Origin of the sequence: Fictibacillus sp. 7GRE50 (assembly GCF_015903875.1) — a bacterium.
Lineage (GTDB): Bacteria > Bacillota > Bacilli > Bacillales > Fictibacillaceae > Fictibacillus > Fictibacillus phosphorivorans.
Genome location: NZ_JACZDW010000001.1, coordinates 830,532 through 854,398 on the forward strand (window position 1 = coordinate 830,532; position 23,867 = coordinate 854,398).

The window sequence follows — 23,867 nt, forward strand, 5'->3', positions numbered from 1 at the left end:
AATCCTCCTATTTAGACAAAAAATACTCAAGTATAACAGTATGTTCACACTTGAACAAATTCATATGTTTTTAACCCTTTAGTCGAAAGCATAAAAACTGTCTTTCTTAATTCCTAATAATCTTTATTCTTTTGTACGTTTGGCCTAATTTCCTCTATCTCTTGATAAGTAACTTCTACAGTTGGTTTTTCTTTAACTTCTAAGCGTTTTATTTTCATGGGTGGATCAACTGGCACTTTATCTAAGTCCCATAAGTAATTAAAGAACGATTTTATAATAGCTAGTTCTTTATTTTTAGTTGAAACACTTTTTTAGCTTGTTGGTTTGTTAAATTATAATTAATATCACCAGAAGAGATCTGAAGAGGTTCTTTACTATCGGCAATTATATAGTTGAGATAAGAGAAAAACTGATTTAAGACTTTTTCATAACTTTTAGTAGATTCCGAGCTATATTCTTTATTTTCTATATGTTTTATAAAACCGTATGGCATATTAATTACTCCCCCTTTCAATGTGAATTACATAGTACATCTTTAAATACTTAAATAAACTCACTGTTCTTTGATTGAACAAGTAACAGGCATACCTGTTAGGAGGTTTACCCACAATTATTCTGTTTTCAGTCCATAATTAGATTAGACATAACCTGATGCTTAGCATATAAAGGCGGTGGAAATTCGCTCTTTCTAAATAATATATCGGGGAGAATTAGACTATTAATTTACCGTTTAGTGAAAGGTATTTAGGGGTATTTTCCCAATAACTAGGATTATCATATTTTGGTAGAATAAAAAGAACCACGATAAAACCGGAAAGGGAGCGATCACATGAGAAGTAAAGTAGTCAAAGTTTCCATCACCGCCGTTTTAGCGTTATTCATTGCAGGGGGCGCGGGTACCCTTACACCCAAAAAAGCAGCGGCATGTTATCCAGCAGCCACATGTTACAATACAAAGGTACCAAAAAGCTATACGTTAATTTACAAAAATAAAGACAAAAGATTAGGAACGATTATAGGCGGGGCAGCCATTGGCGGCGTTGGATTTATTCCCGGGGGACAATGGGGAATTGTTTCTTTCGTTGCTGGGACACTCCAGACCGTAAAAGACACATATAAGGGTTACAATTCGTATAAAGTATATGTAAAGAAAAGCGATAAAAAAGGATATAATAAGAAGATCAAAACCGTATTCTATAAAGACATAAACTTTAAAGGCAAAACGAAAACGAGATACCAATACAAGTAAGGGGGACCTTAAGCCATGAGAATATTATTAACGTTGTTATTTATAGCCGCATTGTCGTATAGCCTCTATGTACAGACAACAACAGCATTAATACTAGTTGTCGTTATCGCTACCATTGGGATCATTTACAACCTGTACGAAATGAGAAACAAAAAGAAAGCTAAGAACATCTAGCCAAGTATTTGCACCCTGTATTTTCTTAGTTTACTGTTTCTTTATAATAACCCCCACTCTTTAGAATGGGGGTTATTTTTTATGTTTTGTTCGGTTTAAGATTGAACTCAACCTTTCAGGGAATGAATAGTCCGTTAATCGCACTTTCATCCGCAAGTAAGCAAAATAAAAATCGCCACAAACCCTTATTTCTTAAGGATTTCTTGCGATTTTTCGTTCCGTAAAAAGTATGGGTAATGTTTAAACTTTTTAGTCCTCACCCTTTGTATAAATCGTTCTATTCACAACTCTTCTTGTTGCATTGGAGCCTTTTTACACATCAATATGCTCTTTTTTTATTCTGTTTTATCCTCTTATATTCTTCCCTCTCCGTTTTTTAACATACCACTAAAGCAATTATTCCCGGCACACTTCATCATGATTATGAGTATAAAGATGATACGATTTGAGGACTTATTCTTTACGAGAAATTCCCTTCGTTATTATAAAAGGTATTTAATTCTTTTCAGAAAAACAAATACCTTTTTAGAAACAAGCCAGCTTTCTAAAAGGGTATTTATAATAGCTTAGCCATCCAACTTGTAAGTTTCACATGAATTGATCATACATCTCGCTTCTAACTTGCTGATAAAGATTTGTATAAACCAGGGTGTGCTTTGGATTCACATGTCCGAGAAGAGCCTGAATATGTTCAAATTTCATGCCCTTCATTGCCAGGTGAGCCGCAAAGGTATGTCGGAAAAGATGAGGGTTTAAATGAATGCCTATTTTTTCACTATAGGGCTTTAACCATATCCCGATAGAAACCGGGTTAATGGGGGATGTCCAGTATCGGTTCACAAACACATATGGGAGGCTGTCTCTTCTTGTCTGTAAATATGCCTTTAAATATTCCGCACACACCTCAGTAAACGGCACTATGCGCTCGATCCCCCCTTTTCCCTCTGGTATTCGTATCAACCGTTCTTCCCAATTGATATCCTCATGTTTCATGTTTAACAGTTCGCTTAATCGAACACCTGTCGCATAAAAGACTTCGATTATCGCTCTTAGTCTGACATCATCTTTTGTAAGGTTTCTCAGCTTATTTAGCTGGTCCGGGATCATATAGCGAGGTTGTTTTGGTTCATCTTTTGGGAGAGGGACGGTATCCACAGGATTTTCCACCATGAGCATCTCTTCCACACAGTATTTATAGAAGAGACGCAGCCCGTAAATTTTAGTTTTAATCGAGCTTGCTTTATAGCCTGCATCAACTAAATGTTTAATCCATCTGCGAATATCTTTTGTACTGATATCATTGTACGGCTTTCCGCAATATTCAATCAGCTGGGATAACGCTGTTCTATAAACCTTCAGGATATATGTTGATAATTTAAAGCTGTGATCCTCAATGAATTTGTTGATACATGCTTCAGATGTCAGCATTCGCATCCTCCTTATCCCATAAATTTTCTATACTCCGAAATGATCACCGAACTTGGCAACCTGGCATAAATTTGAGTCGTACTGCTATCGGCGTGTCCGAGTTCCCTGCTGATAAAAGAGATGTCTGCTCCCTTTGACAGTAACATGGTCGCAAAGGTATGACGGAGTCGGTGTGGATGCAGTCCGACTGCGAGTCCTGCCTCTTCCCCTACTTCTTTAAACATTTTACGCATACTTGCCTTGCTTAACCTTTTTCCGTTTCCCTTATCTGCAAAAAGAGGAGAAACATCGGTTGTCTGACGAGTATCCAGATAGCGTTCTAACAAGATTCCACTTTTCTCTGAAAAATTTACGGTTCGTATTTTCCTTCCTTTTCCGAAAACACGAGCCGTACGGTTTTTTATATCAACGTCTTCTATCTTTAGAGTATATACTTCACCTATACGCGTTCCTGACGAAAGAAAAAACTCAAATACTGCTTGATCTTTAAGCGTCCTCCGTTCGATGACTTGCCTTACCTTGGCAATCTCTCTTTTGTCTAAGTATTTTGGAAGAGTTTTAGGCGGGCGCGGAAACCATCGTTTTTTAATGGGCGAACGTTCAATAAGTCTTTCACGAACACAGTAATTGTAAAAGGAAGAAAGGACACTTAGATGCTGCTTGTAGCTCCGCAACTTCAAGTGACTTTTATTTAGCCGGTACCACTCTAAAATCTCCTCCGATGAAAGTTCGGAGTATAAAATCTCCTTGTTAATGAAGAACTCGCTCAACAGGTTCTTATAAGACACGATTGTAACCTCAGAAAGGTTGTATAATTTTACATTCAGTAAAAATTCGTTAAGAATTTCTTTATTTTGCTCATTAACAAACGGTTTAATAACTTTCCAATATTGCTCCATAACATTATTCTCCCTTGTTTAAACTTGATAATGATCATATTGCTTTTTGCGAGCAGCTTCATTTAAACGGGTGTAAATTCTTGTGCTGTTAAAATTGGAATGCCCGAGCAACTCCTGAATATAACTCTGCGGCATATTTTTTTCCGCTAAGTGTGCAGCAAAGGTATGGCGCATGGTGTGAGGTCTAACTATAAATCCTAAGGCTTCAGAAAATTCCTGAAACCGTTTTTCTACAAAAACACGACTTAGATGACTGCCCCTGTTGTTTGGAAACACATAAACACTTTCCTCTTTGTGAGTTTCTATATATGTCTTCAAGCGTTCTGTACATTCATGAGTGAATAACACAAACCGTTCTTTATTCCCTTTACCTTTACGAATCCAAATTTGCATGGTCTCCCATTTAATATCCTCTTTTTTCATCTGCAACAGTTCACTTACCCGGACACCGGTAGCATACAACATTTCTACGATGGCCCTATCTCTCGGGTTCTCTTTAGTGTGTTCCTGAAGTAATGCAACTTGGCGCTTACTCAGATAATATGGGAGAGAATCATCTATTTTGGGAGTCTGTATGGTCACAGTTGGATTTTTCTTTACCTTATTTTCTTCCATACAATACCGATAAAACGATTTTAAAGCGCTTAGTTTTATATGAATGGTTCTTGGTTTTAACTCTTTTTCTTCCATTGAAGAAAGCCAAGCTCGAATATCTGTTGCTTTCACTTCATCAAAGTTTTTTTCACAAAAAGCAAAAAATTGACGAAGTGCCATTCTGTAGCTTCGAATCGTTTCAAAGCTGAAGCGTGCTCTGTGGTCATCAAAGAAATTCCGCTGAACTTCACTGCTCATTTTTTCACCCCATTCTACTCTGATAGGCCATCATCATATCTTCGGTGGGAATCCGCGCATATATCCGTGTAGTGTTTAAGTTGGCATGTCCCATTTCATCTGCGATAAACTCAAGGGAAGCGCCTCTTGCGAGCATGTTTGTCGCAAAGGTATGCCTGAAACAGTGTGGATGAAGGTTAATCCCTATCTTTTGACCAAACCGTTTCGTAATCTCATAAATTCCTTTCGGAAGAAGACGATTCCCTTTTCTGTTTAAAAAGAGTGGATCACTTTGCTCACTTGATCGCTCTTTTAAATAGTCTATGAGTACCAGCGCACACTCTTCAGTAAAATGAACGAACCGAATCTTGCTTCCTTTCCCCTTTACTTCCGCTGTTCTTTTGTTAAAATCTATATCTTCTATATTTAAGTTGGAAATTTCCGCACGTCTACAACCGGAAGACAGAAAAAATAGAATCAGAGCCCGGTTTCGTAAAGACAGTCTTTCTGCAGCCAGCTTGACTCGCGCGTATTCCTGCTCATTCAGATACCTTGGCAAGGCTTGAGTAATTCTTGGACGCCAGCGCTTTTTCATCACCATTCCTTCCATATAGTCTTCTTCCTGACAAAACTTAAAAAAAGAAGAAAGACAGGCAAGAAATAGATCAATTGTCTTTGGTTTCTTTCTGAAGGAATATACGTTCAGCCACTGCTGTACTTCACCAGAGGTTAAGTCTTTCAGTGGAATTGAACAATCCCGGAGAAATCGTTCCAAAATCCACCGATACTTTATGATTGTTGCATCCGCTTTATTAGCGAGTTTTATACTTAAAAGATACTCGTTCAAAACGGATAAGTGTTGAGATGTAATTCCCTCACGACTGCTTATCCAATATTTTTCTTGTGCACTCAATCTATGAATCTCCTTTCGTTATCAAACTTTATATCATCCGGACTGATATGGTATATCATTGTAGACCGTTTTCTAATTTTTATACTTGAGCATGCCAAAAGGAGATATCGGTTTTGGCCCGATATCCCTAATTTTGTTTCTGTATTTTGTTGTAGCTAAAAACACTTTTTTCTTATTGTGTCGGGTGTTACAGTTTCTCTTTCAACTAAATCAGATATATTTGCGTTTTATGTTGAAAGAGTAGTTACAACTATCATGCACTCACTTTATTGTTTTTATTCATTTTTCATATTTTTTAACTAGTCTTTCTCGTTTTCTACCCATGACAATAAACAATTCAATTCAGAGTATCTTCAGTTTCATCTTTGGCAATAACTGATGATAGAAACACATCATTTTAATAGGAGATGATTAGAAGTGAAAGCTTTGGAGATTCAACACAACAACATTCTTGGAAGCCACCTGAAGTATCTTAGGGACCAAAAAGGTTGGGACAGGAAGGCTTTAGCAGAAAAATTAGGAGTCAGTGCTTCCTACATTGGTTTAATCGAAACAAACAAACGGCTACCATCAACTGAAAAATTAGATCGTTACGCTAACGTCTTTGATGTTAGTTTAAAAGAGTTGGAGCTACTATTGGAGAAACAGAAAGCAGCAGATGGCAGCAATATACAAGATGAAGCATGTGAACAACGCGATTTGAATGTGGAGGATATTTCATTGTTAGAGCATTTTCTAAATCAATTAAATAACGTTCAAAAAACTCACCAGACAGATATCATAGAAAAATGCCAAAAAATCTTATATGATCACTTTAGAGCAAATCTTCAATCATATACTCTTCCCGAAGTCATTGCTCTAGTTAAAACTGAGTTTACTTCATGTGGATCTACAAATGACCCCTTTAATGAGCAAATTCTTGAAGGAATTTTTACATTATCTTCTGAACATGAGGTTTACTTTAGGCTGTCAAACTATAAACAAACTATTACGCTAGAGCTGCCTTATGAGTATAAAGATTATCTTCCATTGTTTGAAGATAGCATTGGGCCGCATGATTTCATTCTTTCTGTTGAAGAGAATACGCCCTACCTTTTCAAACAAAGAGATTGCATACAATTCACTTGGTTTTCTCCAGTGACTTCTCTACAGCAACAATTCGATATCTTATATAATTCGAACGTTAACTATAGAGATATTGTTTCAAATTCGCTTAAGTTAGAATGGTATATCCAACAAAAATTAGAACGATTTGATTTTGATTTAGTTAAATAGATATTCTTATCCTTGTCTGCTCCTAGCAGACAATTTTTTTAATTAGTAGTCTTTCAACTAAAAGAGAATTTTAATTGAAAGACTACTAATATGATTATTGACATTTCAGAGTAAAAATAATCAAACTGTAAAAAAATCTGTTTTGAACGTTTTTATTATTCTTCCCTGGTTAAAAAAATCGAAGGAACAAAAGATCTAATAGCGAAATTAATTTGTTATCAATATTAAAAGGATGGGATAAAAGTGCGAAAAAAAGTAAACAGGTATAGATACAATATAGTAAAAATATCAAAATACATTAAAGAAAATGATATTAAACTTCCATTAACAGATGAGGAGTTAAAACCATTTATTGTAGGTACAGAAAATTTCGGTGCTGAAACAGCCTTTCCAATTGAAGATGGTAATTGTTATGTTTGTAGCGAAACAACTGTTTGGGTAGACAGAATACATTTCGTCCATATTTGTAGCGAAGATTGTATGAAGGCAATAGATAAAAGGTATGAGAAAGGCGAAGAGATAATCCGGAACGAAGAGATTTATAAACATCTAGAGGAACACGAATACAATTTAATGATGGACTTTATTGATAAGGAGAAACCTCATTAATGTTTATTTTTCATTTTTATCTCTTATATAATATAAAAGGAACCGCTTGCTGGAATTCAACTCATTAAATGGTTCCTTTTATACGCTTAATATTAGTAATATCTATTTTATTTATCTTTATTGGTGATAAAGGCAAAGAAAGAATAGATTGAATGAGGTTTGTTTATCTGATTATTAATGATATTGAGATATTTTTCTATATAAATTAGCGTTTTTACACTTATAATTAAACTTTCATTCAATTTTTCATTAGGATTATTATGAAAGTACTGATTTTTGATTATAGATTCCATATGTGTTTTTGTAAGAAAAACTGCATTTAATTTACTAATTCTATTTTTATTTTGTGTAAAAACTTCCCTATATAAATCATCTAATTTTATAAATGAAATATGATGTATACCTAAATAAAACGGAAAAAGATCTTTGTTATTTTTTTCTGATTTCGATATAAATTCGTCTAGCTCTTTAATGCTTTCTAAATCTTCAAGCCAAGCAAAAGATAAGTTTGTTCTTTTCTTTATGTCATTCACCTGAGATATTATAAATTTTCGTTTCAATATCATACGTTCAATATTTTTATACCCATCATATAATAGAGAAGATAATATAATCCTATTCTCTTTATGAAATTTAATTTTATTTTCTATCTCCTCTACTTTAACTTTATTCTTTGCCTTTCTAAATAGTCCACTTCTACTAGTAAAATATATTGCAACTATTAATAATATAAGTGCAATTGTTGAGGGAATAAAAGGTAAAGGATTTCCAATACTTTTAATATTTTTCCAATTTAATATATGGGAAAGTTTATCAAATATATTTGTTTGAAAATAAAATATTAAGACAATAAATAAAAAGTTAATCAGTTTAAACGGCCAAAGCTTTTTTACATAAAAAAATAATACTTCATAGTCCTTTCTGATTTCAAACATTAATCTTTCATCTGAATAACTTTGTTGTAAGCGATATGGGAAATAAGGAGTAATCTTATTTATTTTATCTTCAATAAACATTTCACATTTAATTGTTCTTACTAATTTAATAATGTCATTCTTAATTAAATACGTTTCTTGTTTACTGTAAACTCTTTTTAAAAACCATCGTTTATACTTGTTTAAACTCAGTTCAAAAATCTTTAGGATTCCAGTCCATAAATATACCAAAAGTATATAAATTATTATTATTCTTATCCAGACCAAAGTATCTTCTCCTTAAAAGTAACATAATTCAATTAATCTACCACTATTTAAATATAATCCTAAAAAAGAACCACTGAATGACATGGAGTCATAAAAGTGGTTCTTTTTCTATGGAAAGGGGTGCTAAATTAAGATATAAGTCCTTAATTCAGCACGTTTCCTGTTTAGTAGAGTAATAATAAATTAGTTTGTAGTAAAGTTAGTAACAGCGATTGGAGTTGTTACTTCTGTAAGAATGTTAGCAGCCTTATCAGTAGTTGATGCTAGGTCTGCTGCTGCTGCAGTATCAAGAGTAAATCCTAAAGTACGATCTGCATCACCTAAAGCTGAAACTGGGATTGTCACAGATAGACCATCAGTTGCAAGAACCGCTGTTCCAAGAGTGATTCCTGCAGCAGCTGTGCTAGCATCTTTCTTACCAGCAAGTACAAAGTCTGCAGATGCAGTTGCTGCAAGTGCTTCAGAGAACTTAACAGTTAATGAGTAACCATTTGTAGCGTTACCAGTAATATAAGACTCAGTTACAGTTGGAGCAGTTTTATCAGCCACAGCTACTGGAAGACTAGTTAATGACAATGTAGCACCAGCAACGTTTTTAACTCCACCAACAGCGATCGTAGCAGTTCCACCATTAGCGAAAGCAGCATAAGATCCAGTTAGATATTTTGCTTCAACTTGAGACAAGTCGATTACTACAGCATCGTTATCGTTACCAGCAGTTAAATCAGTTCCAACTGCTACTACACCCTTATCGTAGAAGTTGATTACAGCACCTTGAGGAAGAGCTGCTCCGTTAATTGAGTATAGTGCCTTATTGTCTGCACCATCTACATATAGGTTACCAGTTGTAGGATTAATTCCAGAAAGTACATCAGTCTTATCAAATGTAATTACAACTTGTTTATTTGCAGATGTTACGCCAGCGCTAACGATTGTTGCAGATATAGGTGATACAGGTGTTACAGTTTCTTTATCATTTGTTAATGTTAAAGCTTGAGCAGCATTAGTGTTTGCTGAGTCGTCAGAAACAGTATTTACACCTAATACTAAGCCATAGCTTCCATTTTTCAATGATCCAGTTAAAGTAAGCTTGTATTTGTTTGTTCCAGCAACTGGAGCAATGCTATCAACAGTTGTAGCAGTTGTGCCATCAGCTTTATTTACAAAGAAGTCAGTCTTCTCAACGCCTGTTACAGCTTCAGAGAATTCTACTTCGATTTCATTAGCAGTAGTAAATTTAGCATCTTTAATAGCTGGTTTTGCAGAATCACGAACAAGAGTAACTTGAGATGTTTTAGCTTCAACTACATTTCCAAGTTTGTCTTGTAAAGCTTGAACTGTAACATCAAGAGTTGCAGAGTTAGCAGTAGCATCAGCAAACGGGAATGCAGCTAGTTGAACAACTAGTGTACGCTTATCATCTTTGAAAGTTGGAAGTGAGCTTAATGCTACAACTTCGCCTTTAGCATTTTTAACTTTAATAGAATCAACTGCAACTGCACTGTTCATATCTTTGTCGAATTTAACTTCGATTGTCTTAGGACCAGCAGAGTTTAGGCTGAAGTTAGGTTTTACAGCATCTTTAGTAACTACGATAGAAGCACGTTCAGGAGTTCCGCCTTTGTTACCAGCAAGGTCAGTTAATCCGTAAACTTCAACTTCGTAAGACTTACCAACTTCTAGTTCTTTACCAGATACAGTGTAAGTATAATCATCAACTTTAGAAGCACCTAGAATTGAATCTCCAACTTTAATAGTTGTAAATGAAACTGGCTCAGAGAATTTAAGTGTGAATGAATTCACCTTATCATCTTTTGATACAGAAATTGCAGAAGAAATTTTAGGAGCTACTGTATCTTCAACTGTAATATCTTGAACAAATGAAGGGAACTTAGCACCAGTAACCGTTTTTAAGTTAGAAACATATACAGTGTGATCAGATTTTTGCGTTAAAGCTGATGTAAGAGTTAACGTAACTGTTTTTCCATCTTCAGAAACTACAGCAGTATCAACAGTTGCACCAGTAACAGTGAAGTTAGTTTTAACAGCTGTATCTTTATCAACAGCTTGAGTTAATTTTACTTCGATTTGTTTAAGGTTAATCGCACTTACAGATGCAACTTTTGGAGTCATTTTTTCTTTTTCAGCTTCTAACCATTTAGAAACTTCAGTTCCGTGAGTTGCGCGGAAAGAATCACGAGTGAATTTACCGTAAACTTTTCCGTAAGCTACATGTGCATCAGTGATTGCTTTTTCAAGAGCAGCTACTGAAGCGTCATCGATTTTTGTTTGAACTGCAGCTTTAGCAGCTTGAACTTTTGTTGCAGCTTTAGCAGCATCGTCAAAGTTCTTACCGTTTTCTAAAGATTGAGCAAGAGTAAGTTTTTGTACTCCGTGCTTTTGGTCATCAAGTTTTGCATATAGCACTACACGGTGCTTTTTGCTTAACGTTCCGATCGCAGCTTTTGCGTTATCGATCGCTTTTTCTAAACGGTTGATTTGTACTGGAGCACCAGCTAGCAATTTAGCATCGTTTGCATTGTAAACTGTAGTTTGTTTACGTAATGAATCTTGAGCCTTGATTGCTTTATTTACAAGGTATTCTGCTTGAGCTACAGTGTACCCCGCTGCTTGTGTAGGTGCAGCTACTAAAAATGCGCTAGCTGCAACAGTTGAAGCTGTAGCAAGCTTGAAAACTTTCTTTTTGTCCATAATCTAAAATTCCCCTTCCATTTCTCTTACGATTTGGTTTGTATAAAAAAACAGCTAGGTAAGAAACTCGATCGTACCGGTTATGTATTTTCTAATTCCAAATACCCACCTGCTTAAAACCCATTTTTTAACTCTTTCCAATACCAATCTATATTACCATTAAATTTCCATATAATTCAAGATAAGTAATTTAGTAGTATCAGAGGAATACATTACATATAATATAACAAATTTTGATAAAATACTAGCATTTTTTTGTAAATTATAGCTAAATATTTTAACATTATTCCAATAGAGTTATATTATGGTAAAAAACTATTTGGGTAAATGTAACTCATCACCCAAAAATATTATCGGTCGTCTGTTTTAAATGTTTAATATATTTTCAAATATTTTTCATTTTTTACATCTAAAATACTTTTTATAGTTATTTTGTATAGTGATAATTGTCACTCGTTGTCGTTTTTCAAATTGATCTAACTCTTTCTTGCTGGCAATTGAGATAGGGGGAGGCGTCTAGCCTCCACATCCCCTCACACCACCGTACGTTCGGTTCCGTATACTGCGGTTCCTGTTACGTTTTACGCAGAAAATCATACTGTGCCGTTAAACTCTTTAGCCCTAGGGAAAGCCAATAAGCTTTACCTAGGATTTTGTGTGTATTGGGGCTTTTGGGAATTCGCCAGTATCCCTTTATCGAGTTTCCCCATTCGTAAAGTTTGCCTTTACTTACGGCTAAACTGTTCAGATTTCCGACACGATTTCTCGAGATTTTCCATTCTTTCCAGCGTATCATTCTATTCCTTCAACTTAACCATTTCTCTTGTCCAGCTATGACAGAGCATGTCTGTGCCAGCAAGTTCGGCACTCACACCCTATAGCCCGTACCCATGCAGGGCACAAACAAAAAAGAGAGCTGTCTTTTGACAACTCTCTTCATTAAATGAACTTCTATCCAATTATAATACTCTTCTTGCTCCGACAAAGCGCTTATTCCAATATGAATTGCTCAAGCTATCATACTCAACTTTTTTGGATGCACTATGTATCATTGTATTGCTTCCGACGTAAATTGCAACATGTGAAACATCTTTACGACCATTGCTATTCGTATCATAAAATACTAAATCCCCTGGTTGTAATTCTTTTGCCGAGATAGATCTTCCAGCGTTATACATATCACTTGATTTCCTTGGAAGACTCACTCCATGCTGTTTCATTACATATGTAACATAACCACTACAATCAAAGCCTGTTTTAGGGCTTGTCCCTCCGCTTGTGTATCGAATACCCGCTAGGTTTTTAGCAACAGAGGCATTGAATGTTTTTACGGATGCCACTTTTGTATTTGGTTTCGCAGTCTTCACTACTGGTTTTGTTTTTACTTTAGCTGCAGCACTTTTAATTAGAGCTACTGTTTTTTGATCCGCTACTCCGGTGACTTTCAATTTGTTCTTCTTTTGAAAATTGGTAACAGCTGTTTTCGTGTAAGATCCATAATAAGTAGTATATGTAGGGTATGTAAAATAGTTTGTTTTCTTAAGCGAAACCTGTAATTCCTTAACGTCATTATGAGTCATGCCTTGTTTTAGTACACGATCACCCAGTGCTGCATCTGCAGATATTGGATTTGAGATTAATAAAGCGCCTGCTATGATTACTCCACCTAGGAGTTTAGTATATATTTTGCTAGGTAATAGTCTAATTGTCATATGTAATTTCCTCTATTCCCCTAAAATTCGACTTTTTACATCTACATGTATTTTATGGAATAGAGTGTTACAATTCTAGTCAATTAATATTACAATTCGATAACAAATTGCAAAAACATGTTTAAAAACTGCGAAATATGACACTGAATTATAAAGAAACTGCACTCCTTTTGTTATTTTTTCAAAAACAAATGAAGTAACAGTTTTTATTTTTAATAACGCTATTAAATGACCCTAAATGTATCAGGTCTTTCGTCTCTTTTCTTAAAGTGATACAGGATGGCTTCAACAATTCTTCTTGAAGCTTGTCCATCACCGTACGGATTTGATGCCTGTGACATGGCTTCATATGCATCATCATCTGTTAATAGTTCACTAGCTAAAGAGTAAATGGTTTCCTCATCTGTCCCTGCTAACTTAAGTGTCCCAGCTTGAATCCCTTCTGGTCGTTCTGTCGTATCCCGGAGGACCAACACAGGAACGCCTAATGAAGGTGCTTCTTCTTGAACTCCTCCACTATCTGTTAGAATTAAATGTGCTCTAGAAGCAAAGTTGTGAAAATCAATAACGCCAAGTGGTTCAATTAACCGAATACGTGAATCGTTACCTAATATTTTATCAGCCGTTTCTCGTACAACTGGATTAAGATGCACAGGATAGACAACTCTTACATCATCATGGTCATCAACTAAGCGCTTGATTGCTCGAAACATGTTTTCCATTGGTTCCCCAAGATTTTCTCGTCGGTGAGCCGTTACAAGTATCAAGCGGTCATCGCCAAGCTCTTCAAGTACTTCGTGCGAGTACATGTCTCGAACAGTAGTATTCAGTGCATCTATCGCCGTATTCCCCGTCACGTAAATAGCATCACCAGATTTATTTTCCGCTAGGAGATTCTGTGCTGCTGTATCCGTAGGTGAAAAATGTAAATCTGCCATAATTCCTGTCAGCTGACGGTTCATCTCTTCTGGAAATGGTGAAAATTTGTTCCAAGTTCTTAACCCGGCTTCCACATGTCCAACTGCAATTTGATTGTAAAAGGCAGCCAAGCTCGCTACAAATGTTGTTGTTGTATCTCCATGAACGAGAACAATATCCGGTTTTACCTCTTTCATTACCCGATCCAGTCCTTCAAGAGCTCGAGTGGTAACCTCAGTTAATGTTTGTCTATCCTTCATAATGTTTAGATCGTAGTCAGGTTTAACATTGAATATCTCTAACACTTGATCTAACATTTCTCGATGTTGTGCGGTTACAGCAACAATTGATTCAATATCTTCTGTATTTTTCTCTAATTCTAGAACTAAAGGTGCCATCTTGATCGCTTCTGGACGAGTACCAAAGATTGTCATTACTTTTAGTTTTGCAGCCATTATTGAATATACCCCTTCTATCTATAAAATTTCCTACTCACATGCTAACCTTTATAAAAAGTATAGTCAATTTCCCTCCTTAGTAATCTTAAGAGCTTCGGAGTAAACTTTGCTTTATTATATCAACAATAGTCATGACAAACTGTGATATCTTCATGATAGTTTCCTTATTTTTTGGTACGATTAACGTAAGTTCAAAGTAAGGAGAATGGAATGAAAAAGACCCTTATAGCGCTGGCAGTAATCATTATTGGTTATTTATTTTACGAAGAATGGTTTAAAGATATGAAAAACAGTTATGAAGAGCGGAGCGAAGCAGAGCTTTTGATGACAAATCATATCCAGAGAAATGATGACTTATTTTTAATTGATAATGTTCCCCTCATTCTCCAACAACCTGAGCTTGATCGAGGCTGTGAGGTAACCTCACTTGCCATGATGCTTCAGCATGCAGGTGTAGAAGTGGATAAAATGCAACTTGCCAAAGAGATTAAAAAAGTAACAACTCCTTACGAGAACAAAAACGGCACCTACTATTATGGAAATCCGAATGATGGTTTTGTAGGTGATATTTATTCATTTAGCAACATGGGATATGGCGTTTACAACGGTCCTGTAGCTGAATTAGCTGAATCTTATCTGCCAGGACGCATTGTAAATATAAGTGGTGATGCATTCTCAGATGTACTGAATAAAGTGAAAACAGGAAAACCTGTTTGGATCATCATTAACTCGGATTTTAAAAAGCTACCTATAAGTGAGTTCCGAACGTGGAACACACCTACAGGCGAAGTACAGATCACTTGGAAAGAGCATTCAGTTGTAATCACGGGATTTGATGAAGATTTTGTTTATTTTAACGACCCACTTTACGAAAAGAAGAGTCGAAAAATGCCGCTTCAAGACTTTAAAGCGGCATGGGAACAAATGGGGTCACAGGCGATTACGTATAAGTAATTTTAGCTAGTTAACACCATGTAAATCTATTAATTCATAAACAAGATAAGTAGAGCCTTCTTTCCACGTCAGCTCTTTCACAACAGCTTTCCCAATAGGAGAGTTGTTTTCATTTTTACTTAGCGTAAAAGGATGATCTAAGATAAAAAGTTGATAACCTTGAAGGATCAGTTGAAACACATTACCGTCTAGACGTTTTTCTTGGCCTAGTGTGACCAAATTCGTATGCATCGTGATTGGCATCTGCATACGCTCACCTTCTTTCTCTCTTTTTTTCTATTGTATCACTGGTACTGATGACTAGATTCTTTTTCGACGAATATTTCTATAAAAAAACAAAGCTAGTGAAATTCCAACAAGACCACCCACTGTATCAATCATTACATCTTCCATCAATGGTGTTCGGTTGGGTGTAAACCCTTGGTGAATCTCATCAGAAATAGCATAAGCAATAGTTAGGATCCAGGAGAGCAAAAACATTGTTAAACGATTGTTTAAATGTATGGCGAAGGCACGATATAATAGAAAACCTAGTCCAAGATACACACTAAAATGCGCTCCTTTTCGGATAAAGAACTCTATAAAATGGGCCGGCCCCATACTTTCTATACTTATTTCTTCTCCAGCATAATTGAAAACGGTAGTAGAAAATAAAGATTCTACAAAATCCAAGTTAAGAAAGTCAGAGATCGTCGGACGCAGATCTTGTTTTTCGTAGGGCTGTGAACTCGAATAGAATATCATGACCGCCCAAATGAAAATAGGCAAATAGTAAATCAAAATTTTTCTCATTGAACATCACCTTATTTAATCTATTAATTCAAACAAACTTGTATATCGAATGGTATACTATTTATGGTAATTTCATTAATGAAATGAGTGATCGAGTTTGAAAAAAATACTAACAATAGTAAGCATTGTTATCTGTATTATATTGATTAGCATGGGAGGTTACACATACTATCTATATATTACAGCAAAAGAAGCAGCAAATGAAATGCACGAAAAAGTTATAAGAGATACTCCTAAGCCTTTAGTTGAAGGAAATAATGTTAAACCTATTTCTATTATGCTAATGGGAGTAGATGAACGTAGAAATGATAAGGGGCGGTCTGATACCATTATAATAGCCGCTGTAAATCCTAATAAAGAGTCTATGCTTATGTTCAACATTCCACGTGATACTAGAACGGAAATAATTGGTAAGGGATATGAAGATAAAATTAATCATGCCTACAATGTTGGAGGATCTCAAATGGCTTTGGATACAGCAGAAAATTTCTTAGATATCTCACTTGATTACTACGTAAAAGTAAATATGGAGTCATTTAAAGATATCGTTGATGCTGTAGGAGGTGTCGAGGTAAATAATCCTAAATCTTTTGAGTATCAAGGGAATTACTTTCCAACAGGTTACCAAGAATTAAACGGGACTGAAGCATTAGCCTACTCAAGAATGAGGTATCAAGATACTAAAGGGGATTTAGGCCGTAACGATCGGCAACGCCAAATTATAACTTCTATTATAGATAAAGGTGCACGAGTGTCTTCAATCACAAAATTTGATAACATACTAGATATACTTGGGAATAATGTTAAAACTAATATAACATTTGAAGAAATGAAGAACATCCAACAAAATTATAAAAATGCTAGAAACAATATAGAATCCACAGAAATTAAAGGTAATAATGAGAAAATAAATGGAGTTTGGTACTATCTTGTGAAAGAAGAGGAACGAACTAGAATCCATTCATTATTAGATTCTTATTTAGAAAATTGAAGTATAAATATTATTTACATACCAAACCCCATCTAGCTTATACCAGATGGGGTTTGGTTATTTAAATTAAAGAAACAATTGAGTTAGTTCATGCTTTCCTCAAAAACCTTCTTCACCTTAGGCACCAAGTAGTGACTGCCGCCTCTTCCCTTCACATCTTCAATCATCATCGTAACGAGAAGGGACGGATTCTCGGTGTTATATGCTACAAACCAGCCTAACTCCATACCGTTTTTATCTTCTTTACTGGCTTTCAGTTCTGCCGTTCCTGTTTTCCCGGCAAGCGGCAGCTTCGCCATGTAGGCGTCATGCGCCGTTCCAGCTGAGTTCGAGACCACTTTCGACATATCATCACGAAGAATCGCTGCTGTTTCTTCGGATATCACATTCTCCTTCAAAACAGTCGGTTGACCCGCCGCTTCATCTTGTAGAATCTGCGGTTTTAACAGATTACCGTTATTCAAAAATGGCGTATACGAAATTCCGAGGTGAAGCGGACTCATCTCGATCTTTCCTTGACCATATCCGCTATCTGCGAGCTGTACTTCGGTCATTCCTTCTTCACCGATTGTGGACGGGTTCGCCAGTGGCAGATCTTCGCCAAACCCAAATTTTTTCAAACCGTTTACGAACGGCTCTTGCCCGATTTTCAGTGCAGCTTGAGCAAAGTAAATGTTGTCTGAGTAGATCAGTGCCTTTTCAAGGTTCACACTTGGAACAGCACTAACACGAGTTACCGTATATCCACCCCACGATTCATCTTTTTTCCATGACTTACCGCTCACGTTCATCACATCGTTCGGATTGAGTGTGTCATTTTCCATCCCGATTGCTGCCGTAATTGGTTTCAATACTGAACCAGGTGCATACGTGTATACGAAGCGATTGAGCTGCGGATTTTTCGGATCATCACTCCACTTAGTTCGTACCGCTTCTGTCAAGCCGAGTGTGTACTCATTCGGATTGTAAGATGGACTGTTTACAAGTGCGAGCACTTCTCCCGTTGTTGGGTGGATGGCAGATGATGTCCCCACATCCCCTTGAAGTTGAGCATAGATAGACTTCTGCACACCGCTATCAATCGTCGTTTTCACGTCTTTTCCGTTAACGACCTCATTCTCAGCGACAACCGCTTTTTCTTCTTTTTCACTCGTAAGTACTTTTATGACTCCGCCCGCTTGACCGCGAAGCTGTTCTTCGTACAACTTCTCGAGTCCGGCTTTACCGACAAAATCTTGCGCGGTATATCCTTTACCTTCTAACTTCTTGAGATCATCTGCATTTACTTGTGCGATGTAACCTGTTATATGCGCTGCTGCTTCTCCAAGCGGATACAGTCTCGTTTCGGCTTTCGGTGACTGAACGCCTGCTAGCGCAACGGCTTTTTGAATATTTGGGTTATCGGTTTGCATCTTCTTAATTGGAACGCTATATTCAGGCTTAACCCAAGGCTGATCCAGTTTTTTTTGGACCTCTTCTGGCGTCATGCCTAAGATTTTTGCGAGTGGGACAATCGTTTTGCTTTGGTCTTCGGGCAGTTCTTGAGGAACAATCGATACCTCATAAGCTGTGCCGTTAAATGCTAGCGGATTTCCTTCACGGTCTAGAATTGCTCCACGTTTTGGTGCGATGGAGGAAGCCGAAATTCTATCTCCTTCCTTCATCTGAGGAAAGATATGTGAAGGATTCCACTCTACTCTCCAACTCTCTGTATCTTCTTTTTCTTCTAGGTTTAGTTTTATGTTATGCGTATAGTCCACTGGACCTGCAAGTGTGTTCATTTTTACGGAATACGAGGATTGAGCTTTCTTTTCCTCGTTTTCATCTTGTTTCACTTTCCCTGAAGTTTTCACCTTCAGATCTGTAGCTTCAATGCCACCATAAATCGTGGTATAACGATCTACGAATTCTTTTTTCGAGATGGCTTTCTTAGACTTTGAATCTAGCATGTCATACATACTCTTAAAATCTTGTTTTTGCCACGCGGACATATACTTTTTCACCGTTGATTCCGGCTTTGGCGGTTCTGAACACGCCGTCAAAAAAACAAAACAAAGTGCTGCTAATACGAGGACCTTATAAAAATTCTTCAAAACAGAACTCCTTTCCCTACCATTAAACAGTTGTTTAATCATTATAACAAATAATCTAGCAATAAATGTGTGATAACTACATGATAAAAAAATCACCTTGCGCGCATAGATAACGATGCGCACAAGGTGATAGATTATTAATAGTTAATACGCTTAGCACCGAGATATCGGTCTTGCCAATACTTATAAGTAAGATTACTGATCGTCACGCCCGTGCTCGATCCGCTGTGAACGAACTGATTATTTCCTAAATAGATGCCAAGGTGTGATGCACCAGTGGCATATGTTTCAAAAAACACGAGATCACCAACAGCTGGCTTAGAAACAGCTGTTGTAGCGTTCCACATCTGAGCAACCGTCCTTGGAAGTGCAACGTCTTCTTTTGCAAACACATACTGAATAAATCCACTGCAGTCAAACCCGCTCGGGGTCGTCCCTGCCCAAACGTACGGCGTTCCCATAAGTTCTGCCGCGTTCGCAATCACGTTGATAGTAATCTCGTTCGGTGTTTTGACAGGCTCTGGCTTTTTGTTCTCTACTTCAGTCATCTTGTCTAAAACCGATTTGGTTACAATTCCTGTCACAGGTAAGCCGTGTGCCTTTTGAAACGCTTCAACACTATCTTCTGTTACTGTCCCAAAATAGTCCGTGATCATCGGGTATGTAAAGAAACCTAGATTTTTCAGGCGCGTTTGCAGGTGTTTGACTTCCGGCCCTGTTGTGCCAAACTTCAAGTCCTTAGAAGTTGGCTGGGGCTTAGAAGCTGGTGGTTTAGCAGGTTTGGAAGGAGCCGGCGGTGCTTTTTTAGCCGCAACTGCCTTTCGGATCAGCTCTTGGGTTTTCGCATCAGCCACACCTGTAGCTTTTAATTTTTGACTGATCTGAAATTTACGCACCGCTTCTGTTGTGATAGTTCCATAATAATCGGTCGTTTTATAATATGTAAAAAAACCAAGGAACTTAAGATCTTGTTGAAGCTTCATAACAGCTTGTCCTGTGGAATACAGCTTCATTTCTTTTGTAGAAGTGTTAGCCACTGGTGTTGTGGCCGATGGCTTTGCTATTATCGGCTTTGGTGCAGGTTTCGGTGCCGTATCTTGAAAAGACTTCTGCAACAGCTTACTATACGTATTCTTCCCTACAATCCCATCCACCACTAGTCCGTTTGCTCGTTGAAAATCCATAACTGCCTTTTTTGTAATCGGTCCAAAATACGTTGTCGTTTGTGAATCTTTAAAGTATCCTTTTTGCTTTAAAATGGATTGCAGCTGCTGAACATCCGCATGCGTTGTTCCCTGTTTAAGAGTGTTATCACCTAAGGCAGCTTCACCAACGAGAGGAACAGCAAAAAATGCACCAGCAAACGCAGAAGTCATCACTAACCGTTTTACAACCGTGTTCTCCATGTTCTCCTCCTTCAAAAATACCGTTTATGACATATATCGGCAATTATGGATATTTATTTAACTGTCTTTTCGACAGGAAACGAAAAAAAGCCTGCTGGCTTTTTTTAATTTTTTTCTATTAGACTACGAATTGCACATTGTAATTTATTTTCTGCTATTGTTTGGTTCGTCTTGCTTTCTTCAAGACGCTTCACTACATCATTTATCACAGTGCGTCGCTCTCCAGCCATTCTCCTCACCTCATCCGGATTCGGCCCACCCTGAATACTACGCCTTTTCACAAATTGAATAGGGCAAATGATGTCTTCCCATTCATTTTGGGTGAGAGTCAGGTGTTGGTGATGAGTCGACAAAATTTGTTGAACCGTTTGAAGTGGCAGTTCATTTAGCTCTAACTTTTCTGATGAGCACTTTGTCGCTATCGTGCTCGCTATTTTGTGAGCTCCTCGAAACGGCACTCCCTTTTCTTTCGCTAAGTAGTCCGCAAGCTCTGTGATCGTGATACAAGATGTTTTCGCACGGGCAAGTGCTAGACCTTTGTTCACTTCCATCGTTCGAATGACCGCATGCATGAGGTGCATCACCCGGTTTGCTTTTTCATAACTTCTATATAAATGCGGCTGAAGGTCGTCTTCGGTATCCACGATATCGCCAAATGGTGTGTTGTGGATCATGTGTATTGCCGCGAGTGCTTCTCCTGCTGATGAACTCGCCAGTGCCCGCGAATGCTCAATGGAAACCGGATTTCGTTTTTGTGGCATGATCGAGCTGATCTGCACGTATGGATCTGCCACTTTTATGAAGTCATGTTCACGGGTAACGAGCTGAAGGAAGTCCTGAATCCAACGTCCACTGTTCGTCATCAACGTTAACACGGCGGTCGCGGTTTCTATCAGATAATCCCCGCCAGCTACAGCGTCGTATGAGTTTTCAATAAGTCTGGAGAAACCGAGCAGTTCACAAACTCTATCACGGTCGATTGGAAAACTCGTTGTGGAGAGTGCTGCCGCTCCCATTGGTGAACAGTTCACTGTTTCGTACGCAGATTGAAGACGTTCGATATCTCGTAGAAGGATGTCTAGCACAGCGGTTAAGTAGTGTCAGAGCGTTGTTGGCTGTGCGGGTTGGGTGTGGGTATAGGCTGTCATGACAGTTTCCGCGTGTTCGTCAATCTTTTCTAGAAGTGCTGTTGCGAGTGAAAGTGCGCTTTCTGTGAGCGTGAGGATGTGTTCTCTTAGCACGAGGCGGTACATGGCGATTCCCATATCGTTTCGGCTACGCGCCATATGCATACTGCCCGCAAGAACGGGTCCAATTTCTTCACTCATTTTGTGTTCGATCATGAAGAATAAGTCTTCGAATTTGGGATCGTAGGTTAGAGTCTGTGGGTCGATATTGGCTATGGTTTCTACTCCTTGAAGTATTTTTGCGGCATCACTTTTATCTAAGATTCGTCGTTCAGATAGCATCACAACATGTGCGCGGTGGATGTTAAACATATGTTTAAAAAGATAGTCTCTTTGATCGTTGAATACCGGGCGAAGCAAGTGTTCTACGTATGTCTTGCCGGGGAACACCGTGCCTTCCTGTTTGATGAAGTCGTCTTTGGATGGCATGTCTTTCACTCCTAACTGTCAAGGAATATGTATTAGTAGTGTATAGAGATGAATGGATGTTGGGAACTCGGTTACATCATGTTATTGCGATTAGAGTTAATGGAGTCATGTGAAAACCCGGTCGTTATGTGAACCGGGTCCTTTGTATTCTTATGAAATTGTGTACCCGATTGAGTGGGGTAAAAATGTGTGTTTATTTTTAGAGGATTAGTTCTGACTTTCCTTCAGTTGGAAAATTTCGCGGTCATGTTCAGCAATTTTATATTCATAGTATGTTTTTGCGGAGCATAGTTTTTTCGATATTTGTTACTCTAACCTTCAAGTCTGCCACATCATCTTTTAGTTCTAAAATGCCTTGATGATTTTGTTTATTCAGTTCTAGAATTTGTTCTAATAGTTGTCTGTCGCTCATTTTTACTCACCTCCTTTAGACTTATTTTATCAAAAATCATGATCGTTTTCTGCTGTTAAAGTTAAACAAATGTTTGAAGCTTGCGATACGTGTTTTTTATATTTTGTTACAAGTTCACCGATAAATCGCTTGTTTTCACCTGTGATGCACTAGTTATCACCTGTGATTGATGTACGAGCACCTGTATACAACCATGTTTCACCTGTAAATCGTTCTTAATCCCCTGAACACGCTAATTTTCACAAAAAAACACCCGATTCGCGAACAATCGGATGCCTCATTTGATAACAAACTCTACTTTTTCTCCAAAACCGTAACAAATTCACGCATATAATCTGGGAGATCTGGTGGACGGCGGCTTGATACGAGGTGACCGTCAACCACTACAGGTTCATCGATCCACGTTGCCCCTGCGTTCTCCATGTCATCCTTGATTCCTGGTGTGCTCGTTACTTTTTTACCTTCTAACACTTTTGCTGAAACAAGAACCCAGCCGGCATGACAGATCTGGCCGATCGGCTTTTTGTTCTTCTCCATATGCTGAACCATTTCGATTACTTCAGGAAAACGGCGCAGCTTGTCCGGTGCCCAGCCACCAGGAACTAAGATCGCATCGTAATCTTCGGCGTTCACATCACCAAACGCATAATCTGCGTCAGCCGGAACACCGTACTTTCCGATGTACGTCTCTCCTGCTTTCTCTCCAACTAGTTCCACGATCGCCCCTTCTTCACGCAATCGCAAAATCGGATACCACAGTTCTAAATCCTCAAAATCATGATGCACAAGACTAAGCACTTTTTTACCTTTTAAACGCATGTTTAACACCTCCACTATTTTTATATCCTTCATAGCGTAACATGAATCCTAGCTGAGACACTATTCTTCCACTTCTGCAAAGAGTTATGATACGATTTTTTCAATAGGATACAGAGGGAGACTGATTATAGATGGGCAAATGTACGATCGACCACATGTTAGAAGATGTGAAGCAGAAGCTAGCCGAACAATCCGCTTTTATGCCGCGTGAACTCGTGATGGAGGTTGGCGACTCTTTGTCTGAAGCTGCTGATCAAACCTACTTAAATGAAGTGTTTCATCTTTTGAAAAAGTACGATCTTGCGGATGAAAGTGAAAGAGAGAAACGAAACGGTAAATTGAGTCATTTAGTGAAATAAGAGTGATGATAGTAAAAAACACTTGGGATCGTCACCAAGTGTTTT

General features: G+C 37.6%; 22 protein-coding genes and 1 pseudogene. 7 read left to right on the forward strand and 16 right to left on the reverse strand.

From position 1 onward, the window contains the following. Positions 1–280 precede the first annotated feature (280 nt). On the reverse strand, positions 281–493 hold the full coding sequence (locus IHV12_RS04140) for a hypothetical protein (protein ID WP_197189925.1): 213 nt from the start codon (positions 491–493) through the stop codon (positions 281–283). A 336-nt stretch (positions 494–829) separates the two neighbouring features. Between IHV12_RS04140 and IHV12_RS04145 the strand changes: the two genes are divergently transcribed. Beyond that, the gene (locus tag IHV12_RS04145; protein ID WP_197189926.1) at positions 830–1,249 is read left to right on the forward strand and encodes a hypothetical protein; all 420 of its coding nucleotides are present in this window, start codon (positions 830–832) and stop codon (positions 1,247–1,249) included. A 15-nt stretch (positions 1,250–1,264) separates the two neighbouring features. Then, the gene (locus tag IHV12_RS04150) at positions 1,265–1,423 is read left to right on the forward strand and encodes a hypothetical protein (RefSeq protein WP_197189927.1); all 159 of its coding nucleotides are present in this window, start codon (positions 1,265–1,267) and stop codon (positions 1,421–1,423) included. Between the two features lie 588 nt (positions 1,424–2,011). Here the strand turns inward: IHV12_RS04150 and IHV12_RS04155 are convergent. From IHV12_RS04155 to IHV12_RS04170, 4 genes are read right to left on the reverse strand one after another with little or no spacing between them, the layout of a single operon-like run. Then, entirely contained in the window at positions 2,012–2,851 is an 840-nt protein-coding gene (locus IHV12_RS04155; RefSeq protein WP_197189928.1) for a tyrosine-type recombinase/integrase, read from the reverse strand. 11 nt (positions 2,852–2,862) lie between these two features. After that, positions 2,863–3,750: a tyrosine-type recombinase/integrase gene (locus IHV12_RS04160; RefSeq protein ID WP_197189929.1), complete on the reverse strand. Its 888-nt coding sequence runs from the start codon at positions 3,748–3,750 to the stop codon at positions 2,863–2,865. A gap of 18 nt (positions 3,751–3,768) precedes the next feature. After that, on the reverse strand, positions 3,769–4,602 hold the full coding sequence (xerA, locus tag IHV12_RS04165) for a site-specific tyrosine recombinase/integron integrase (protein WP_197189930.1): 834 nt from the start codon (positions 4,600–4,602) through the stop codon (positions 3,769–3,771). Positions 4,603–4,606: 4 nt separating this feature from the next. Beyond that, positions 4,607–5,494: a tyrosine-type recombinase/integrase gene (locus IHV12_RS04170; RefSeq protein WP_197189931.1), complete on the reverse strand. Its 888-nt coding sequence runs from the start codon at positions 5,492–5,494 to the stop codon at positions 4,607–4,609. Between the two features lie 417 nt (positions 5,495–5,911). Here IHV12_RS04170 and IHV12_RS04175 point away from each other — a divergent pair, with 417 nt between their 5' ends. Both IHV12_RS04175 and IHV12_RS04180 read left to right on the forward strand, forming a co-directional pair. Next, entirely contained in the window at positions 5,912–6,769 is an 858-nt protein-coding gene (locus IHV12_RS04175; RefSeq protein WP_197189932.1) for a helix-turn-helix domain-containing protein, read from the forward strand. 243 nt (positions 6,770–7,012) lie between these two features. Then, positions 7,013–7,378, forward strand: coding sequence for a hypothetical protein (locus IHV12_RS04180; RefSeq protein WP_197189933.1), 366 nt, complete (start codon positions 7,013–7,015; stop codon positions 7,376–7,378). 107 nt (positions 7,379–7,485) lie between these two features. Here IHV12_RS04180 and IHV12_RS04185 read toward each other — a convergent pair whose 3' ends face one another. From IHV12_RS04185 to wecB, 4 genes are all read right to left on the reverse strand, one after another. Then, complete coding sequence (locus IHV12_RS04185) at positions 7,486–8,580, reverse strand: hypothetical protein (protein ID WP_197189934.1); 1,095 nt, start codon at positions 8,578–8,580, stop codon at positions 7,486–7,488. 183 nt (positions 8,581–8,763) lie between these two features. Beyond that, positions 8,764–11,292: a hypothetical protein gene (locus IHV12_RS04190; RefSeq protein WP_197189935.1), complete on the reverse strand. Its 2,529-nt coding sequence runs from the start codon at positions 11,290–11,292 to the stop codon at positions 8,764–8,766. A gap of 959 nt (positions 11,293–12,251) precedes the next feature. Beyond that, a complete protein-coding gene (locus IHV12_RS04195) occupies positions 12,252–13,004 on the reverse strand; it encodes an NlpC/P60 family protein (protein ID WP_197189936.1) in 753 nt (250 codons plus the stop codon). A gap of 224 nt (positions 13,005–13,228) precedes the next feature. After that, entirely contained in the window at positions 13,229–14,377 is a 1,149-nt protein-coding gene (gene wecB, locus IHV12_RS04200) for a non-hydrolyzing UDP-N-acetylglucosamine 2-epimerase (RefSeq protein ID WP_197189937.1), read from the reverse strand. A gap of 213 nt (positions 14,378–14,590) precedes the next feature. On the opposite strand from wecB, the gene IHV12_RS04205 reads away from it, so the two are divergent. Further along, complete coding sequence (locus IHV12_RS04205; protein ID WP_197189938.1) at positions 14,591–15,334, forward strand: C39 family peptidase; 744 nt, start codon at positions 14,591–14,593, stop codon at positions 15,332–15,334. Positions 15,335–15,340: 6 nt separating this feature from the next. On the opposite strand, the gene IHV12_RS04210 is transcribed toward IHV12_RS04205, so the two are convergent. Both IHV12_RS04210 and IHV12_RS04215 read right to left on the reverse strand, forming a co-directional pair. Continuing rightward, positions 15,341–15,583 (reverse strand): DUF2584 family protein, encoded by a 243-nt coding sequence (locus IHV12_RS04210; RefSeq protein WP_197189939.1) that lies wholly within the window; start codon positions 15,581–15,583, stop codon positions 15,341–15,343. Between the two features lie 51 nt (positions 15,584–15,634). Then, positions 15,635–16,126, reverse strand: coding sequence for a VanZ family protein (locus IHV12_RS04215; protein ID WP_197189940.1), 492 nt, complete (start codon positions 16,124–16,126; stop codon positions 15,635–15,637). Between the two features lie 151 nt (positions 16,127–16,277). On the opposite strand from IHV12_RS04215, the gene IHV12_RS04220 reads away from it, so the two are divergent. After that, a complete protein-coding gene (locus IHV12_RS04220) occupies positions 16,278–17,117 on the forward strand; it encodes an LCP family protein (protein ID WP_197190355.1) in 840 nt (279 codons plus the stop codon). A gap of 83 nt (positions 17,118–17,200) precedes the next feature. Here IHV12_RS04220 and IHV12_RS04225 read toward each other — a convergent pair whose 3' ends face one another. The 5 genes and pseudogenes from IHV12_RS04225 to IHV12_RS04245 all read right to left on the reverse strand — a co-directional run bounded on the left by IHV12_RS04225 (position 17,201) and on the right by IHV12_RS04245 (position 23,463). Next, positions 17,201–19,210 (reverse strand): penicillin-binding transpeptidase domain-containing protein, encoded by a 2,010-nt coding sequence (locus IHV12_RS04225; RefSeq protein WP_231620633.1) that lies wholly within the window; start codon positions 19,208–19,210, stop codon positions 17,201–17,203. Positions 19,211–19,347: 137 nt separating this feature from the next. Further along, entirely contained in the window at positions 19,348–20,616 is a 1,269-nt protein-coding gene (locus IHV12_RS04230; RefSeq protein ID WP_197189942.1) for a peptidoglycan-binding protein, read from the reverse strand. A 104-nt stretch (positions 20,617–20,720) separates the two neighbouring features. After that, positions 20,721–22,232, reverse strand: a pseudogene (argH, locus tag IHV12_RS04235) (argininosuccinate lyase). A 265-nt stretch (positions 22,233–22,497) separates the two neighbouring features. Beyond that, positions 22,498–22,644, reverse strand: a complete 147-nt coding sequence (locus IHV12_RS04240; protein WP_197189943.1) for a hypothetical protein — start codon at positions 22,642–22,644, stop codon at positions 22,498–22,500. 294 nt (positions 22,645–22,938) lie between these two features. Continuing rightward, on the reverse strand, positions 22,939–23,463 hold the full coding sequence (locus IHV12_RS04245; RefSeq protein WP_197189944.1) for a type 1 glutamine amidotransferase domain-containing protein: 525 nt from the start codon (positions 23,461–23,463) through the stop codon (positions 22,939–22,941). A 131-nt stretch (positions 23,464–23,594) separates the two neighbouring features. Here IHV12_RS04245 and IHV12_RS04250 point away from each other — a divergent pair, with 131 nt between their 5' ends. Then, entirely contained in the window at positions 23,595–23,822 is a 228-nt protein-coding gene (locus tag IHV12_RS04250) for a group-specific protein (protein WP_197189945.1), read from the forward strand. The last annotated feature ends 45 nt before the right edge of the window (positions 23,823–23,867 follow it).

Bases quoted from the DNA above. Each gene is read 5' to 3' on its own strand.
- IHV12_RS04140 (WP_197189925.1), bottom strand. From the start codon at position 493: ATGCCATACGGTTTTATAAAACATATAGAAAATAAAGAATATAGCTCG.
- IHV12_RS04145 (WP_197189926.1), top strand. From the start codon at position 830: ATGAGAAGTAAAGTAGTCAAAGTTTCCATCACCGCCGTTTTAGCGTTA.
- IHV12_RS04150 (WP_197189927.1), top strand. From the start codon at position 1,265: ATGAGAATATTATTAACGTTGTTATTTATAGCCGCATTGTCGTATAGC.
- IHV12_RS04155 (WP_197189928.1), bottom strand. From the start codon at position 2,851: ATGCTGACATCTGAAGCATGTATCAACAAATTCATTGAGGATCACAGC.
- IHV12_RS04160 (WP_197189929.1), bottom strand. From the start codon at position 3,750: ATGGAGCAATATTGGAAAGTTATTAAACCGTTTGTTAATGAGCAAAAT.
- xerA (WP_197189930.1), bottom strand. From the start codon at position 4,602: ATGAGCAGTGAAGTTCAGCGGAATTTCTTTGATGACCACAGAGCACGC.
- IHV12_RS04190 (WP_197189935.1), bottom strand. From the start codon at position 11,292: ATGGACAAAAAGAAAGTTTTCAAGCTTGCTACAGCTTCAACTGTTGCA.
- IHV12_RS04195 (WP_197189936.1), bottom strand. From the start codon at position 13,004: ATGACAATTAGACTATTACCTAGCAAAATATATACTAAACTCCTAGGT.
- wecB (WP_197189937.1), bottom strand. From the start codon at position 14,377: ATGGCTGCAAAACTAAAAGTAATGACAATCTTTGGTACTCGTCCAGAA.
- IHV12_RS04205 (WP_197189938.1), top strand. From the start codon at position 14,591: ATGAAAAAGACCCTTATAGCGCTGGCAGTAATCATTATTGGTTATTTA.
- IHV12_RS04210 (WP_197189939.1), bottom strand. From the start codon at position 15,583: ATGCAGATGCCAATCACGATGCATACGAATTTGGTCACACTAGGCCAA.
- IHV12_RS04215 (WP_197189940.1), bottom strand. From the start codon at position 16,126: ATGAGAAAAATTTTGATTTACTATTTGCCTATTTTCATTTGGGCGGTC.
- IHV12_RS04220 (WP_197190355.1), top strand. From the start codon at position 16,278: ATGGGAGGTTACACATACTATCTATATATTACAGCAAAAGAAGCAGCA.
- IHV12_RS04230 (WP_197189942.1), bottom strand. From the start codon at position 20,616: ATGGAGAACACGGTTGTAAAACGGTTAGTGATGACTTCTGCGTTTGCT.
- IHV12_RS04240 (WP_197189943.1), bottom strand. From the start codon at position 22,644: ATGAGCGACAGACAACTATTAGAACAAATTCTAGAACTGAATAAACAA.
- IHV12_RS04245 (WP_197189944.1), bottom strand. From the start codon at position 23,463: ATGCGTTTAAAAGGTAAAAAAGTGCTTAGTCTTGTGCATCATGATTTT.
- IHV12_RS04250 (WP_197189945.1), top strand. From the start codon at position 23,595: ATGGGCAAATGTACGATCGACCACATGTTAGAAGATGTGAAGCAGAAG.